16 protein-coding genes are annotated in these 14,610 nt (G+C 54.4%); 15 read left to right on the top strand and 1 reads right to left on the bottom strand.

The annotated features are described in order from the left end of the window. Positions 1–5: 5 nt before the first annotated feature. The 9 genes from IEW09_RS16940 to IEW09_RS16900 all read left to right on the top strand — a co-directional run bounded on the left by IEW09_RS16940 (position 6) and on the right by IEW09_RS16900 (position 10,008). Positions 6–1,754: a type IV secretion system protein gene (locus IEW09_RS16940; RefSeq protein WP_188555445.1), complete on the top strand. Its 1,749-nt coding sequence runs from the start codon at positions 6–8 to the stop codon at positions 1,752–1,754. Further along, positions 1,754–2,500, top strand: coding sequence for a VirB8/TrbF family protein (locus tag IEW09_RS16935; RefSeq protein WP_188555444.1), 747 nt, complete (start codon positions 1,754–1,756; stop codon positions 2,498–2,500). Before IEW09_RS16940 ends, IEW09_RS16935 begins: the two co-directional genes overlap by 1 nt. A 10-nt stretch (positions 2,501–2,510) precedes the next feature. After that, positions 2,511–2,819 (top strand): hypothetical protein, encoded by a 309-nt coding sequence (locus IEW09_RS16930; RefSeq protein WP_188555443.1) that lies wholly within the window; start codon positions 2,511–2,513, stop codon positions 2,817–2,819. Positions 2,820–3,047: 228 nt separating this feature from the next. Then, positions 3,048–5,612 (top strand): hypothetical protein, encoded by a 2,565-nt coding sequence (locus tag IEW09_RS16925; RefSeq protein WP_188555442.1) that lies wholly within the window; start codon positions 3,048–3,050, stop codon positions 5,610–5,612. A 94-nt stretch (positions 5,613–5,706) separates the two neighbouring features. After that, positions 5,707–6,543 (top strand): TrbG/VirB9 family P-type conjugative transfer protein, encoded by an 837-nt coding sequence (locus IEW09_RS16920; protein WP_188555441.1) that lies wholly within the window; start codon positions 5,707–5,709, stop codon positions 6,541–6,543. Positions 6,544–6,545: 2 nt separating this feature from the next. Continuing rightward, positions 6,546–6,773, top strand: a complete 228-nt coding sequence (locus IEW09_RS16915) for a hypothetical protein (RefSeq protein WP_188555440.1) — start codon at positions 6,546–6,548, stop codon at positions 6,771–6,773. A 5-nt stretch (positions 6,774–6,778) separates the two neighbouring features. Continuing rightward, entirely contained in the window at positions 6,779–8,569 is a 1,791-nt protein-coding gene (locus IEW09_RS16910; RefSeq protein WP_188555439.1) for a type IV secretory system conjugative DNA transfer family protein, read from the top strand. Then, entirely contained in the window at positions 8,566–9,318 is a 753-nt protein-coding gene (locus IEW09_RS16905) for a hypothetical protein (RefSeq protein WP_188555438.1), read from the top strand. Before IEW09_RS16910 ends, IEW09_RS16905 begins: the two co-directional genes overlap by 4 nt. A 6-nt stretch (positions 9,319–9,324) precedes the next feature. Further along, positions 9,325–10,008 carry a hypothetical protein gene (locus IEW09_RS16900; RefSeq protein ID WP_188555437.1) on the top strand — a complete coding sequence of 228 codons (684 nt, stop codon included), beginning with the start codon at positions 9,325–9,327 and terminating at the stop codon, positions 10,006–10,008. Between the two features lie 71 nt (positions 10,009–10,079). Here IEW09_RS16900 and IEW09_RS16895 read toward each other — a convergent pair whose 3' ends face one another. After that, positions 10,080–10,370 (bottom strand): hypothetical protein, encoded by a 291-nt coding sequence (locus IEW09_RS16895; protein ID WP_188555436.1) that lies wholly within the window; start codon positions 10,368–10,370, stop codon positions 10,080–10,082. A gap of 123 nt (positions 10,371–10,493) precedes the next feature. Here IEW09_RS16895 and IEW09_RS16890 point away from each other — a divergent pair, with 123 nt between their 5' ends. The 6 genes from IEW09_RS16890 to IEW09_RS16865 all read left to right on the top strand — a co-directional run bounded on the left by IEW09_RS16890 (position 10,494) and on the right by IEW09_RS16865 (position 14,585). After that, entirely contained in the window at positions 10,494–11,288 is a 795-nt protein-coding gene (locus IEW09_RS16890) for a replication-relaxation family protein (protein ID WP_229739429.1), read from the top strand. 485 nt (positions 11,289–11,773) lie between these two features. After that, positions 11,774–12,109 (top strand): hypothetical protein, encoded by a 336-nt coding sequence (locus IEW09_RS16885; RefSeq protein ID WP_188555434.1) that lies wholly within the window; start codon positions 11,774–11,776, stop codon positions 12,107–12,109. Next, entirely contained in the window at positions 12,094–12,456 is a 363-nt protein-coding gene (locus tag IEW09_RS16880) for a hypothetical protein (RefSeq protein ID WP_188555433.1), read from the top strand. The genes IEW09_RS16885 and IEW09_RS16880 overlap by 16 nt, the downstream gene beginning before the upstream one ends. A 148-nt stretch (positions 12,457–12,604) precedes the next feature. Beyond that, a complete protein-coding gene (locus IEW09_RS16875; protein ID WP_188555432.1) occupies positions 12,605–13,594 on the top strand; it encodes a TOTE conflict system archaeo-eukaryotic primase domain-containing protein in 990 nt (329 codons plus the stop codon). After that, on the top strand, positions 13,582–14,232 hold the full coding sequence (locus IEW09_RS16870) for a hypothetical protein (RefSeq protein ID WP_188555431.1): 651 nt from the start codon (positions 13,582–13,584) through the stop codon (positions 14,230–14,232). Before IEW09_RS16875 ends, IEW09_RS16870 begins: the two co-directional genes overlap by 13 nt. Before the next feature lie 56 nt (positions 14,233–14,288). Further along, complete coding sequence (locus IEW09_RS16865; RefSeq protein ID WP_188555430.1) at positions 14,289–14,585, top strand: hypothetical protein; 297 nt, start codon at positions 14,289–14,291, stop codon at positions 14,583–14,585. Positions 14,586–14,610: the final 25 nt, after the last annotated feature.

The following is a 14,610-nucleotide window of genomic DNA, read 5'->3' as shown; positions in this document are numbered from 1 at the left end:
CGAACATGCTATCTCTCTTCCATCCCTCGATCACCGCGCTGGCCTTCTTTCAGTCGACTCAGCTCAGCCTCTTTGAGCGTTTCCTGACGCAGGCTGTCTCGGGGATCGATTCGACCAGCATCACGAGCGGCATGCAGAATGTTGCCTACATTGTGCTGTTGATTGGTTTCCTCTGGCAGGTCTACCAGTCGGCACTGCATGGCGGGGATGTGCGTGGCCTGGGAACCAATCTCATCAAGTATGTGGCGACAGCCATCATCGTAATGAATTACCACACGGTCTTTACTGCAATTAACCAGGGGTTTGTAAATGCCGGCAACTGGATCAATAGCGCCTCGGGCACTTCGAATCTCCTGAGCAATTGGGCCAACGATCTTAATACCCAATATAACCAGAGCGGCTTTCAGAACCTCTGGGGCCTTGTTACCGGCGGTATCGCTGGGCTCCTTGATGGACTGCTAATCATCGTCGCATATGTTCTCTACCCGTTTGTGATCGCGATCTTTGGTTTTTTCTACATTCTCTACGGAAGCATTCTCTACATATTCGGTCCCATCATCATTGCGCTGATGCCACTCGGTGCGACAAACCGCCTGGCGAAGTCTTACGTTGAGAACGTCTTCATCTGGAATGCGTGGCCTGTGCTCTATGGCGGATTTGGCGCTTTGCTCAGCGCTGTCCAAATGGGACAGGTGGGACAGATGCTCAATCAGAACAACTTTCTTGGCGGCCTTGGGAATCTCGAAGGGTCGATTCTGATAGGACTTGCCAGCATCATCTATTCGCTTGCCATTGCGGTGATTCCTTTCATCGCGAAACGCGTTATTTCAGGTGAAGTCGGGTCAACGGCCGCAGCACTTGTCGGGGCAGCGGTGACGGCTTTAAGCACAGGAATCGCTGCGGGCGAAGGAGTTGCTGCCGGAATCGTTGGTGCCAAGGCTGCCGCTCCAGGTGGAGCAGTAGCACCGGCTCAGGGAACTTCTCACAGCGCCGCTGGATCGTCGACCTCCAAGGTTGCTACCAGCGGAGCCCCGAATCAACCGGCACCACAACAGAGAACTGCACCATCCACAAGTAGACCCTCAGGCGGAACGCAGCCGACAGCATCTGCGACCGCCGCTGATCCAGGTAATACCGTCCCCGCTCGTCAATCGCTTGCTGAAGAGCACGCCGCAAAGATGCGTTCTGCTGCAGGAGCCGGAAGCACGAAGCCTACTGCAGACCGTTCCCCCGGAGAAGAGGTAAGAGGCACCGCAGCCTCGGCACCGTCTGCTTCCACCATCGGATCCGCGAGCCGCACATCGGTTGGAAGTCGGCCTGCCAACTCTGATCGTTCCAGGTCGGCTAACACGAAAAACAAGCCGTCGATCGCCCCATACCGGCTCTCTACATGGGGGGCTTACCACGTTGCACGCCTGGCCACGGAAGGCGTAATGGGTGGTGGCGGCCGCGTTATGACTGCGGCAGCGGGAGTGGTTCAACATCCAGGGGACTCGGTGGGGAGGGCGAGTGCGGCGGCCGGCGCATTCGCCGGCAGAATTGTGAACGCCTCAGCAACGGCGCGGGACACGGCTCAAAGCGTGGCACATGCAGCCTCGCACCCAGTAGAGACCGCGCAAAAAGGCTATCAGGCTGTCAGTGAGAACCTCTCGGCGGTTGGCACGCGTGTGGCCGATACCACCACAAGCACCGCGAAAGGAATCCGTAACGAATTCACAAAGGCTTACAAGCAAACGCGGGACGAGGAGAAGTAATGTCCACGATATCCCATGAGCGGAAGGATAACGATATGCCACAGACGGTTGAAACAGAAGTCAACGAACGCCCGGAATACTACGAGGTATACGGCAGTGAAATTGCGAGCCGCAACCGCTGGTGGGTCATAACAGTTGCATCGCTGCTGAGCACATTCATTGCGATCGGGTTCGCGATTTTCGTCCGGATCCAGCCGCCTACCGTCGTCCGGATAGGACCTCATGGTGACCAGACCGTTGTTGGTCCCGGCCAGAGCGGGGATGTCGCTTCTACGTTAACTCCGGGCGCCGACGAGTTTCTCAACCAGGATTTCGTGACTCGCTTCTTGTCCAACTACCTCAATTACAAGCCGTCCGACGTGAACGAACACTGGCGCATTGCTTTGAACATGATGCAGAAGAAACTCCGAAAAGCAACATACGATGCGCTGACCAAAGCCGATAGCCTCGGAGAAATCGATCGCGATCACGTCGAGTCTGATTTTCATTTGCGCGAGTTGGACAGACTTCCAGGTGAGAGGCTGGCGTATCTCGCCTATGGAGTGAAGGACGTTCATCATCTCGTCAATGGGGCTGAAACAACGGATCACTTCGTCAGTGAGTATCGGATCGAATTGGCCACCGATCAGCGGTCGAAAGTAACTCCGAGTGGTCTCTGGATTGCCAGCTATAGCGAACGGCCCATTGAAGGGGAACGCAAAGATCAGATCCTTGCTGCCCCTGATGCAATCACGTCGCAGCAATAAAGGAGGGATAGTGACAACTTCTATTGTGAGCGTACCCGCAACAAAGCCGGAAACACCCACCACTCGCGCCGCAAGGAGGCCCAGGCGATCGCGTCAAAGCGGTGAGGAGGCAGCACGATTCTTTCTCGGCAAGGCGAATGCCTCGTCGGGCAGACCGGAGCTTGGGGATGAGGCGACAGATGAGAATCAGGCCCTGATCAAGGCATTCCAACAGACCGGTGTGATCTACGTCATCCACACCTATCGCGTAGAAGCGGAGGTACAGGAGGGGTTACCTACTTTAGTGAAACGGCCGCTGCTAAAGCAGCAGGCACAGTGAGAGGTCAGAACGGAATTCAAAGAGGAGACATGCCTGAACATTCGGTCATTGTCCGCCTCTCTGAGCCCTTGTCACCACTGTGACGAGGAATTCCGCTGACCAGCTTTGGCACCTGAAGCCTGGCTCAGTAAACACCCACCCAAAACGTGGGCGCCAGGTAGAGGGATTGCGAGCTGGACAGCACAATCTCTCATCCATCTGATGCGCCAGATGAGTGAGGAAAACACCATGACTACGAATACGACACAACCCGTTGCAGAAGATTGGAAAGTCATTCTCGAACTGGAGATCGATGCAGCCGGTGCTGTTAGCCGGAAAGAAGTCAGGAATGGCCGGGAGGATACCGTCGATGACAAGCTCATTGGCCGGCTCTATCCGGGAATTCGAGTGGCTCGGGTGACTTTGCCTGAGTATATGTCTGCGTATGAAGAGGCCGAAGTCGAGAAGCGCATGAAGACTCTCGTCTTCGACGGCATTTCATACAAACTCGTTGGAGTCAGCGGTTCCGCAAAGCAGACCCGATTCTACTTTGTAGATGCGGCTCATCAACCTCTCATCGCGAAACGTTACCAGCGCTGGCCAGAAGCGATGGTTACTTATTTCTCGATTCTCACTTCCGATTGCCGAATGATCCTGGAAGAGCCGGATCTCCGCGTTGCGGTTGTCAAGGATCATGTCCTTGGCACGAACGATTGCAGGGGTTGGCTTCGCAAGTCTCTTTATCGAAAAGCTGGATTGCTTCCGGTTTGGTTCACTCAATTCCGGATGGCCTATCTTGAGGGAGACAAGCTCCAGTTCAAAGGCGCCGTCAAACCCTTCAGCGATCAGGCAGCCGACATTCTCGAGGTCGATATGATCCTCCCCGAGAGTGCTTGCAAACCTGAATTGAAAGATCCTGTACGTTTGCTGCCGAAGCTTCGGACTTCCGGGCGCCTGTATTCAGGACCGGCAGTTCTAGGATTTCGTCAGTGGTCAGAGTCCTCAGAGTTTTCGTCCAGTGCATCGCTGGTAGAAAACGCATCTCTTGAGTCCTTTGAAACCGAAATCAAGGTCGACGGCATCGAGAATATTCGATCCATCCGGAAGGCCTTTGACGAAGGTGACTACAGCGGTCTTCTTAATCTGTTGGGCAGGCCAGATAGTCCAACCATCGATACCAGCTTTAACCCTGCTCTTCTCGAAGAGACGGAAAAGATGGATATTGATGTTTGGGATCCGGTCGATGCTGTGCTGCTTGCAGACAAGAGTGGTTTTGCGATTCGTTTTCCGTATGTCCTGAACTATCTTAACCGCAAATTCGGGCGCAAGATCTATCGACTTCTGGTCAGTGCCGGGTTCTCCTTACCGTCATTTGCACTAGTTGACGATGGAATCCTGGTGGAGCACGAGGGGAAGATTCTCTCCGCCTCTGACTGGATTCCAAGAGATGCAGCCCTCAATCACCTCGAAGCAGAAAAGAGTCTCTGTGTTCGCTACCCGGTTCGTTCCGATCGGGACTTGCTTCCAGTTCGGCATCTCAGCGACGCCGAACTGATTCCGATGCTCACACAGGCGTTGGGACGCAAGGAACTTCCAGACTCTCTCATCCACTTCATTCTCACGCGGCAGTTGCGCATGGAGGGTGCTTACGTCCTTCATTCGGAGACAGCCAAGTTGAATGGTGGTGACTTCGACTTTGACACCATCTGTGCGATCCCCTCCGACAAGTTCCCGAAGTTTGTCGAAGGAAGATTCGCAGTTGGATGTCAAGACAAACCCGAGGAAAAGAAGAACACGACCAAGAATAAGGCTAAGAAGGCGCATGCCATCTGGTGGAATCTTGAGCACGTTGCAATGAACGCGCGTGGGAGCGGAAGGTACAGCATTGGCTCAATTACCAATCTGAAAACGTCCTGTCTCGCCGCGGGCAAGATTGACGAGTTCAATGAACTCGCAGATCAGTTGCAGAATGCTCTTGATGCCTTGAAATGGGGCGTCAAGGTCGATGAAGAAGTTGTAGACAGGATTCGTGCGGAGGTTTCGGACGCGCCCTGGCTGCAATACAAGAACGTAACCCGTGTGACCGATCTTCCGGACCATCTCGACGTTGCCGGCACGGATAAGGTCGGGCGGCTTTACAACTACCTTCGCAAAGAATTGGGTGATGTTTTCGAAGACAAGAGGAACATCGAGGACTTCCGCGGATTGTTCGAGGGCAATACCTACACTCAGTCCATGTTCGAGGAATGTCAGCTTGTGAACTCTATCTACGGAGATGTCGTTCACCAGATTCTGGACGAGGCTAAGCCCTTCAAGGATGAATTAGAAACTGCTCAAGCGCAGTGGAACGATATGCGTACGAGCGAAGACCGGAAGCTCAGGACGTTAGCATGGGAGGCTCGCAATAAGGCCCAGGCCGCGTACTGGAAAAATGAGGAGTACTCGAAAGCACGTTTTCAGGGACTCCACCTGTGGCTGCATTACTGGGCACAGGGCAAAGTGGAAAACCGTCATGGTTGGGCCCAGGCTCTGAACACCGTCATCTCAAATGGCGACGGTACAGGGGCTGTGCTGTTTCATGCCTTCCCGCAAGAAATAGTCGACGCATTCGCCGAGCAGACCGGCGGCGAAAGCATGCCTGTTCGTTTGCCACAAGTCGTCGACGGATTTGTCCAGTTCGATGATCAGCAGCGGGCATTTCTTGTGGAACGTATTGAAAATCCAGACGGATCAATGGGAGAAAAGCGTCTGTTTCTCTGGCAGTATACGGGACCCAGATCGCTTGTCTTCGAAGACACGCGCATTCCTCAATAGGTGTGCGCCTAACCCTGTCGTGGAGAGGTCGAGCATATGCCCGGCTTCTCCGCGCAGCCTTCGTTGCCACTCGCCGAAGGACCAGGAGACCGCCATGAGAACACTCGTTGCACTTGCAATTGCGTTCACCACCCTTGCAGCGGCAGCTCAAACAGCTAAGCAAAATCAACCTACTCACATTCAGACCGCCATCAATCACTTTACAGTCATCGATCCTGGTGAACCAATCGTGATGTTTGCGTTGGCCGATCATGCCAATTTTGACATCGACCAGAGAGAAAACAAGCTGTTCCTGCAGCCCCTCGGTCAGAACGTCTCGACGAACCTTCTTATCTGGACAGCGTCCCGGGAATTGACTTACGAGATCGACGCCCCCGGTGATGTATCCAAGATGAACATGCTCATCGAGAGCCCGCCTTCCCCAATTCGCAAACCCACGCCCGGCGCTAATGCCGACGAGCAGGAGCTGCAACGAGCCTCTTCAAACGCGTCGATTGAAGCTGTTCTCCGCTCCGAAGCGATCACAGACGACCAGAAGAATCGTTCCGCCTCGGTTGTGATCCACATCGATGAAGTCCTGCACTCACGAGATCAGATGATCGTCAGGTATTCGATCCGAAATCTTTCTAGGTCGCCTTTTCGGATTTCTGCTCCCGACATTTTCGAGGCTCGCCCCACCCAAAATCCCATTTCTCTTTTGAGCCTGAGAGACCATCAACTGTCGGACGAAATGTTCAGCCAATTCAAGGCATTGAGAGGCGAGAGACTGCTGCCCTTGCATACGGAGGTACTGACGCCAGATCTCGATCCGGGACAGAGCACCGTCGGAATCATAAGCATTCGAGGCGGACAACAAGCCGCGCCACAGCTTTACGAATTGGATTTCGGTAGCACAGGCACTCAGAGCATTACAGCCGCTGTGGTCATGTAGAGATGAAGACTGCTGACTATATCACGATCGCTCAGGCCCGGGCTGCACTTCGCACGCTGTATCACACCGATCCCGAGGTCAACGCCATGCAAGTCCTTAAGCGCGCCCTTGAAGACGACCTCGTACCGAAAGATGCACGCGGAAATTGGCGACCCAGCAGGCTTTTAATGACGGTTGCGGGGATATTCGTTGCCGCGGTGTGTGTCTTCCTCTATTTCAGCATCCGGTGAATACCATGGTTCCTGACTACTCTCGCACCCCTCGATCCAGCGGAGATGATTTGGTTGGCGTTGTTGTTCTCTTGGTCTGTGCCTTATGCGCCGGCCTTTGGTACGTAGCCGTGTCGCGGTTCAATATGACCCATGCGGAATGCCTCGAGATCTTCTGCTATGTCGCCATAGGGTTATTTGGCTTGCTCATCCTGGTTACCCAATTGATTGGCAGGAGAGAGCGAAAGGAAGCGCAATGGCCTCATCCCCCGCTCTTTGTCCCGTCCAAGAAGGACGAGAAGGTTGTCGCCGAGGCCAACAAAGCAGGTGAAACTGTTCTCGGGTACAACGTGCATGGGGAGCCGTGGGTATGGCCTGATGCGATACGAGCGCGGCACGGCATCATTGCTGGTGGAACAGGCGCGGGCAAGTCAACATTTCTTAAAAACATCATTGTTCAGGACCTCCATAGAACATATGGCGGTCGTCGCATGCCAATGATTATCTTCGATGGGAAGGGTGACGAGGAGTTTCTCGAGGACATGCTGCCTCACATCACTGCCGCCGGGCGGCTGCAGGACCTACGTGTGGTCAATCCGACCAATCCGCAGAAATCGGTCAAGTATAACCCCTTTATCGCGCCCGACGATCTCTATCAGGAACATGTCAATTTCATCTTCCAGAGCTTCGGACTCCAGAAGGATTTTTTCGAAGGCCATCAGGAAGCTTACCTCTATGACTTAGCACGGATTCTTCAGCACACCGGGAAAGCATTCAACACGAGGGACATCCTCGTCATGGCTCTGGATGAAAACGTTCTTGCTGAGCAGATCGCGCTGGCGCGAAAGAGGATCTCTTTGCGAGCGGACGTCACGACTCAAGCGCGCCAGAGTTTTGAAATGTCGGCGCGGATGTTGCAAAGGTCATTCAAGGATCGGGATCGCGTTGAAAAAATTCAGGGATTGCTGAACGAGCTTGTCGCCTTTCTCGAAGACAATTTGTCCATCATCACCGGCTCTTACCAGGACAATCTGACTCCAGATCAGGTGGTGGATGAGGGTCTGGTCCTTTGGGTCCTCCTCAACCTCAACAAGAACAAGCGCGCTTGTGAGGCGTTTGGCAAGATCATGCTGAAGAATATTCAGCTCACGATTGGGAAACGATATTCAACTCCTTCCGCTCTACGCGATCCCAACGCGCCCTACCTGAGCGTGCTCTTCGATGAGATTGGCCCCTTTGTCTTTCCAGACTTTCCCCACGGCCTGCAGACGGCCCGGGGCGCCAAAGTAATGATGCTGTTCTCAACTCAAGCGGTCCCCCAATTTCAGAAGCTCGGTCAGGCATTCGCGGACGAACTGATCTCGGCGCCAGCGACGAAGATGATCATGCATGGTTCAGAAGAAAATACCGTGCAGTGGTTCATGAAAGCTTCCTCCCGTGTGACAACAAAGCGGCGCACGCTCTCCGTTCGAAAAACGGGTTTATTTGCGCCGACGTACCGGGAAACGGGAACCGGCAGCGAGAGCGATGCGCGGGAGACTCGCGCCAGAGAGGAGCATATCAAGAACCTTCCAGTCGGCCAGATGGAGATCCTGATGGCGGATGCGCTCGCAGGCACGTTACATTCGCATCTGCACGTTCGCCATCTGCCGACCATTCGCCTGGCGGGTCTACAAAGTGATATCTACCCTCAAATGCACGTGGCAATCGATCCATCGATTGGAGCCAATCTTCGTTTCAGCGAAGAGGGCGAAGGTCGTCCGCGCCGCCGTATGTCCGGGGTATCAATTGCAAAGTTTCTCGGAGACCAGTTATGAAGCTGCGAATCCTGACGCTCATTCTTCCTGGTCTGCTATCACTGATGCTGGTCGGCGTCGCGGTCGCTCAAAACACAAATGTCCCTATACCCGCGAAACAGACAAATCAGAAACATTCGGGTTTCCTGGATTACGCACTCGGCCGAATCAATCCCGACCAGCGCAATTATGGAGCGGAAGCGCAGGCGGAGCGCGATCTCATTGTCACGCTGACAGTCGAGAACGTTTATTTCTGGCTCACAGTATCTGCTGTTCTGCTTCTCACAGGGGTCCTGACCATGCACCTTCTGAGCCTGAGAGCTGACGAAAAGAAAGAATATCTCACCGCCTGCCTCATTACAGAACTTTGGAATGGCAGGGTCAGCGACTGTATCGAGATCGATCGACGGACAGAACAGTACAACCGCCTTATCGCAGAAAAGAACGCTATGGCCGAGAGCTCTATTGCTCGGGAAAAGGAGCTGGCCGAAGCCGAAGCACGCCCAGATGCCAGGGCTCACAAAAAGATTGAGCGCCTGGTCGGGGACAGGCGGTCTGGATCTGCGCCAGGAGAGATTCCGAAAGGAGCTTCCGCAGAAATGCCGTTAGGTACGCCGACCACCGTAGACCTCGGACAACAGAACATGCTCCTTGAGCGCCGAATTGAAGCGATGAGAAATACGGAGCAGAATCTCAGAGAGCGTCTGAATCAAACGGCCACCCAGCTCGAGGACGAGCGGAAGCGGAATAAGGCGCTCAAGGGAGCGTAAGTATCCATGACGATCCGCCAGCAACAGTTCAGGAGTCGCCTTGAGTTCTCCTCTTCCGAGGAGTGGAGACACTACGTCGAGACTCGCGTTCCGGAAGGGGAACGGGATTTTGTTATCGCGTCGGGCCTGACAGCTCTATATGTGAGGTTCCATGAAGTTCGAGACATACGTATACCCAAAGACTTGCTCGAAGCACTCACAAAGGTTACGACTTTGGGCGAACCCAAAAGGACTGCGGAGTTGAATACTCTCAATGCACGACTGTTCGATGGGATGAGCAGATTTCTTTTTGCGAACCTATCAAGTGTTCCGACACCCCGGACTGAAGAGAACGCCGACACCATTATTGCAGGGGTTGTTACTGGGCTCGAGCGGGAGAACGCCTCATTTGCCCTGTGGTCTAGCTACGAGCGTGCGCAGCGTAAGGGTTCACATTTACCCACCTGGGAGCAATATGTTCAGGCGCTCTTGGCGAGCGAGGAGCCACATTCGATCGAATTCACTCTTTCCATGGGGACGCTTGGGCAACTGTTGCGTCAGCTCAGCGAACAAAGGAAGACCATTTCCCCCCTTCTTATCAACCGGATTCGAGCGCTTCACCGCGAGCGGGAAGGACAGGAACGTAACCTTGCGGCGCGAATGGTCCTGCAGGAACTTCTAGAGGCTGTCACTCCATGTACGTCTGCATGATCGAGTTCGGTAGCAACTGGTGGGCTGTCCGGCAAGCCCACCAGCAGCCTGCCTGGTTCAATTCTGCTGGCCTAAGGCACGGTCGCCGTGTCGATCATCACTGGATATGGACCGGGCAAGTTCGATTCAACCGGTCCAGCGGCTTCCACCCCGAATTCCCTCAGCGAGCAATCGGGCGTACTTTCTTTTGCGAACTGCCTCGAATCTACGCTGGCAAAACTCACCTTCTTGTGACCGGTAAAGCCTCGAAAGTTGTGCCTGACGAGTATCTGGTCATGGTCACAGATGGTATCCACGGCCAGATTTTCTTTCATACCGCAGGATGGTGTTCCATCGGCGTCCAACCGATCTCGATCAGCCAAAAGGGACCACGCTACGAAGCGTTGCTCCTCATGCGACCGGATAGCTGGATTCGGAGCGAACTCGGAGTGTGGCGACTAAACGCCGACGGACAGCGGCTGCAGCTTTGCTCAGGATGATGATTGGTGCTTGGTATGAGGTATTTCAAGGGCTATCTCGACATTTCCGATGACCGTGATGTCCCAGTATTGCTTCTGGTCCGGAACGCTCGCGCAATTTCATTTCGGCAGCTGAGAGATCTTTTGATGTTCGAGGGAACAGAAACATCCCGCAGGAGCGTCGACTGGAGAGTCGCTCGCCTCGAAAAACATGGTCTTATCCAACGCGTCGAACGCGATCGATTTCTGGGAGAGCCCTTCTTTGTGATCACTGGAATGGGATTACGCGTGCTTGAGTCACGTGGGCATTCGCTGATTGCATTGCCCTCGACAGCAGAGCAGATCATTCACCATTCCCAGGTACCCCATGCGATCGAGCTGACCAGAATTCGCCTCGCTCTGCTGAAACATGGGCTTCTTCGCTCCTGGCTTAGCGACCTCGAAATCGTGTCCCGCAACACGGTTCTGGAGCCAGGAACCGCCAAGGATTTCGATGCGGTCGCTGAAATTCTCGTAAACGGAGTACCCCAGACGTTCGCCATAGAGTACGAGAGAACGCCTAAAGGCGGTGCGCGGTATCGCGAAATTTGCCGGATGTTAGATCACGATCGGACTGTAGACATCGTTCTTTACCTCGCATCCGAGCGCAATGTGCTCTACTTGCTGGCCGAGGAAATGAGAGCGGCGAAGAAGCGCATTGGCATTACTTTGTGCGATTCCTTTCGGCAGAACCCACTAGAAGCCAATACATTGGTGATCGGCGAGGACTCAGATATCGTCCCTTTTCGAGCTCTACTCGCGAATGAAACTGCGGTTGGATAATGCATCAACTCTCGGTTCGAGAGCCATCACAGTTGTTCATTGACCTCCTATTGACCTGTTACTACCTCCCATTGCCCCGGCTCGCCCGAGGCTAAAAAGCCGCGAGTCTATAAGTTACGTTCTGACTCCCCTTATTTTTGGGTTAAGTTTGGGCAGACGATGCATTGGAAGTCTGGAGATCGCTATTCGCTGGACATTTGGCTTCATCACTCGCCGGCTTAGGACAGGTCTCACCGTGCATTGGCAATGATCTGTCGCTCTAGGTGGTTCGAGAAATGGCCCCCCGAAGAGTGTTCGCGCCGTCTCCTGACTTGAGACCGATGAGGTTAAAGTCGCGATCCAGCTCGTGAACTGAGCCACACACATTGACCCTATGTGCAAGTGATCGATGTCGTCGCTACGAGACATTGAGTGGTTTGCGTGTCTTCTCTTCCGGTCTGAAAACTCACGGAATCCCCGCCGCTCAACCGTACTAAGGAGATCCCATGCGCAACCGCTACATCGTTGTCGGGACGGAAGCATACGTCCACGCCTTTGTCCGTCGTTTGTTCCTTCGCCGTCTTTGCCTCGCAATCGCCGTCACAGTCATGAACGTCTTTGCGATCGCACAAATTCTTTCTCAAGGTATTTCCCTGGTCCTGAATCAAGTCGAATTTGGGATCTTCACCGTGCTTCTGAGCGTCCTCGCAGGCACACTCCTGAACCTCTGGGTGTACGCGGTTCGCACATTAGCCCTGCACCAAGCGGTGATCGAGATTCCACCAACCGAACTTATTGAACTCCGAGAGGAGAAAGGAGAAGCAACATGCAACTCAGCTTAGGAGACATGACCGTCCGTCACATGTTCAACTGGCGCGACTACACCGGCGCAAATCCTCAGCAGACATTGGAGGCATTCCTGTCGGTGAGTGAAGCCGTCCTGGGCCGTCTGATACAGACTCCGAGGGGCATGATGGTTGTGCCGATGGTGCCAGGGGAAGAGGCATCCGGCGCCATTTACGTCTATGACCGTCACCGCGGAGATTGGTACATGCTCTGTTTTGAGGACGTCGATGACTCGCACTTCACAACCGAAGGCTTCGAAGAGGCCTTCGCTGAATATGACCTGTTCCGGTTCGTCGAGCATCCGGAATTGCTTCTCCAGTGGCCCGAAATTGCTGAAGCCTGAGTATTTTGCGTTGGTGGGTTTATCGTCCCATGGCCCACCCGCGCGGCCTACTCGTTCTGAGAGTGTGGACATCCGGCAGTAATTCCGGCGAATTTGACCGAGTTTTGGAACCGGGTTACAACCACACCGGCTAGAGGGAGGTGTAGTCATGGTCGAGCATTTTCGCGTCGGGCGTGAAACTGCGGATCGCTATATACGGCTCTTCGTCAACCGTCTCGCCTATGGAATGGCTCGCAGGCTGTCGGATGGAAGCGTGATCTATACGCTCGCGGAGTACAGCGGACCCAGGCGGCCGAAGCCGATGAATGCGGACGTCATCCGCATGCATCTGGACGGGTATGTCACGATTAATCTGTTTTCGACCAATCCCAAGACGCAACGCTGTAAGTGGGTGGCGATCGATGCGGATTTCGATGGGGCCTTCGAGGCGCTGTCAAAGCTGCAGTGGGAACTCAAACAGGACAACGTGCAAGCCGCGCTAGAAGCCTCCAGCCGTGGAGCCCATCTGTGGGTGTTCTTTGAAGCCCCCGTGCTGGCATCGGAGGCTCGCATCTATATATACAACCTCGCCCTGAGAATAGGCGTGCCCATCGTCGGTGGTGGCATTAAGCAAGGCATCGAGGTCTTCCCTAAGCAGGACCACATCGATGAAGGTGGCTACGGAAATGCTATACGGGCGCCACTTGGAGTTCAGCTGAAGACAAATCGGCGTTATTGGTTCTACGAAGCCGACGTCAATCCGGAGGCGCAACTGGATTATCTCGAGAGCCTGAAGAAGGTGACGGAGGCTGAACTAAAGACCTTCATCCGGGGCATGAAACTGCCAGAGGCTTATCGCCCACCAGAGCCGAAACCGTACATAGCGCCAGTCTCCGGCTCCGGAACGACAGAATTTCGCATTCTCGAATATGTCCAGGTCAACGCTCGGATACGCGATCGACGGAACTGGGTGGCGCGCTGTCCATCCTGCGCACAGGCGGGCCGGGACCGTCATGGGGACAATTTGAAGATCCTCAAATCCAACCCGCTTGTCTACAAATGTTTTGCAGGCTGCCGCAAGGAAGACATTCGGGAGGCTGTCGGCAGACCGATTCCGCAGTTCAACGGCACAAGGAGGGGTTCGTCATGGCGCGGCTGAGATCACAGCGAACGTCGAGTAAGGCTCCCATGGAGTCGGCAGAGTCACGGCTTGCCAGGCACGGCCTCTCTTTGCCGTGGGAAATCCTACGCGCCTGTGACAACGCTGGTATCTACTGTTTTCCGGGTATCTCTGTTGAGCATCAACATTTCGCCCACCGATTTGTTCTCAAGGGAACCGAGTCTGGTGGTGCGACAGAAAATCTGGGTCGGTACTGCGGATTTGTGGATAACGAGGGCCAACCAATCCCGTGGCTGCAGCCGCTGGATTCCTTCGGCGGTAATGGCCGCCACGCAATCGTCATCGCGGAGAACCTTGTCCGGATCGAGATGTTGCGGATCGACAGAACATATGAACTTGCCATTACGCGACATTCGCTGACCATGCCGGTGACTGGTGGACGTCCCCGCATCGCGTCCAGTCTGCTCTTTCGTGGGCGCTCCGGGGTTATGGCGGCCGCTGCCGCCTTAAATGCAGATGAGGATGGCAGCGGAACGACAATCCCGTTGTTTCACACCAACTCCGGTGAAAAGCATGCAATCCCCGCGAAGTTCGTAGCGACAGTGTGCTCTGTCACAAACGCTGTCGTATGTCGTCGCTGCAAACACGCACACGTCGCGATTCCACCGAAGCCGTAGGTGCAATCACGACATTGCGATTACAGCCTCAGATCGGGGAGCCGTCAGGAGGAGCGATGTCTCAACACATCTTTCATGCAGTCGACCGCAAGAGGAGAAAAGTCACGGTGACGATGGGCTACGACCGGCCACTGAACTATGTGTTCTGCACCATCTGCAGCGAAAAGGGCAAGATGCTCTACAGCAATCTTGGCGACACGAACGCAGGCTGTACGAATCAAGACGTGGAATACTATCGGCCAATTCTAAGGCGCTTCGGTATCCAGGTTCCTGAATTGATGTTCATGGAGGTTGTCTGGGACCAAGCCATGCAGGTCGGAAATCGTGTTGTCGTTCACACACCGGACGAGTGAGTTGGCTTCCGATCTGCATTCCAAC

Origin of the sequence: Edaphobacter dinghuensis (genome assembly GCF_014640335.1) — a bacterium.
In the GTDB taxonomy this organism is placed as follows: domain Bacteria; phylum Acidobacteriota; class Terriglobia; order Terriglobales; family Acidobacteriaceae; genus Edaphobacter; species Edaphobacter dinghuensis.
The sequence above is the reverse complement of the archived record's forward strand: the minus strand, read 5'-3'. Positions and strand labels throughout refer to the sequence as shown.

What these genes read in the sequence shown, in the direction of transcription:
- IEW09_RS16910 (WP_188555439.1), top strand. Translation starts at nt 6,779, where the DNA reads ATGGTTCCTGACTACTCTCGCACCCCTCGATCCAGCGGAGATGATTTG.
- IEW09_RS16880 (WP_188555433.1), top strand. Translation starts at nt 12,094, where the DNA reads ATGCAACTCAGCTTAGGAGACATGACCGTCCGTCACATGTTCAACTGG.
- IEW09_RS16915 (WP_188555440.1), top strand. Translation starts at nt 6,546, where the DNA reads ATGAAGACTGCTGACTATATCACGATCGCTCAGGCCCGGGCTGCACTT.
- IEW09_RS16920 (WP_188555441.1), top strand. Translation starts at nt 5,707, where the DNA reads ATGAGAACACTCGTTGCACTTGCAATTGCGTTCACCACCCTTGCAGCG.
- IEW09_RS16900 (WP_188555437.1), top strand. Translation starts at nt 9,325, where the DNA reads ATGACGATCCGCCAGCAACAGTTCAGGAGTCGCCTTGAGTTCTCCTCT.
- IEW09_RS16940 (WP_188555445.1), top strand. Translation starts at nt 6, where the DNA reads ATGCTATCTCTCTTCCATCCCTCGATCACCGCGCTGGCCTTCTTTCAG.
- IEW09_RS16935 (WP_188555444.1), top strand. Translation starts at nt 1,754, where the DNA reads ATGTCCACGATATCCCATGAGCGGAAGGATAACGATATGCCACAGACG.
- IEW09_RS16865 (WP_188555430.1), top strand. Translation starts at nt 14,289, where the DNA reads ATGTCTCAACACATCTTTCATGCAGTCGACCGCAAGAGGAGAAAAGTC.
- IEW09_RS16905 (WP_188555438.1), top strand. Translation starts at nt 8,566, where the DNA reads ATGAAGCTGCGAATCCTGACGCTCATTCTTCCTGGTCTGCTATCACTG.
- IEW09_RS16870 (WP_188555431.1), top strand. Translation starts at nt 13,582, where the DNA reads ATGGCGCGGCTGAGATCACAGCGAACGTCGAGTAAGGCTCCCATGGAG.
- IEW09_RS16925 (WP_188555442.1), top strand. Translation starts at nt 3,048, where the DNA reads ATGACTACGAATACGACACAACCCGTTGCAGAAGATTGGAAAGTCATT.
- IEW09_RS16885 (WP_188555434.1), top strand. Translation starts at nt 11,774, where the DNA reads ATGCGCAACCGCTACATCGTTGTCGGGACGGAAGCATACGTCCACGCC.
- IEW09_RS16875 (WP_188555432.1), top strand. Translation starts at nt 12,605, where the DNA reads ATGGTCGAGCATTTTCGCGTCGGGCGTGAAACTGCGGATCGCTATATA.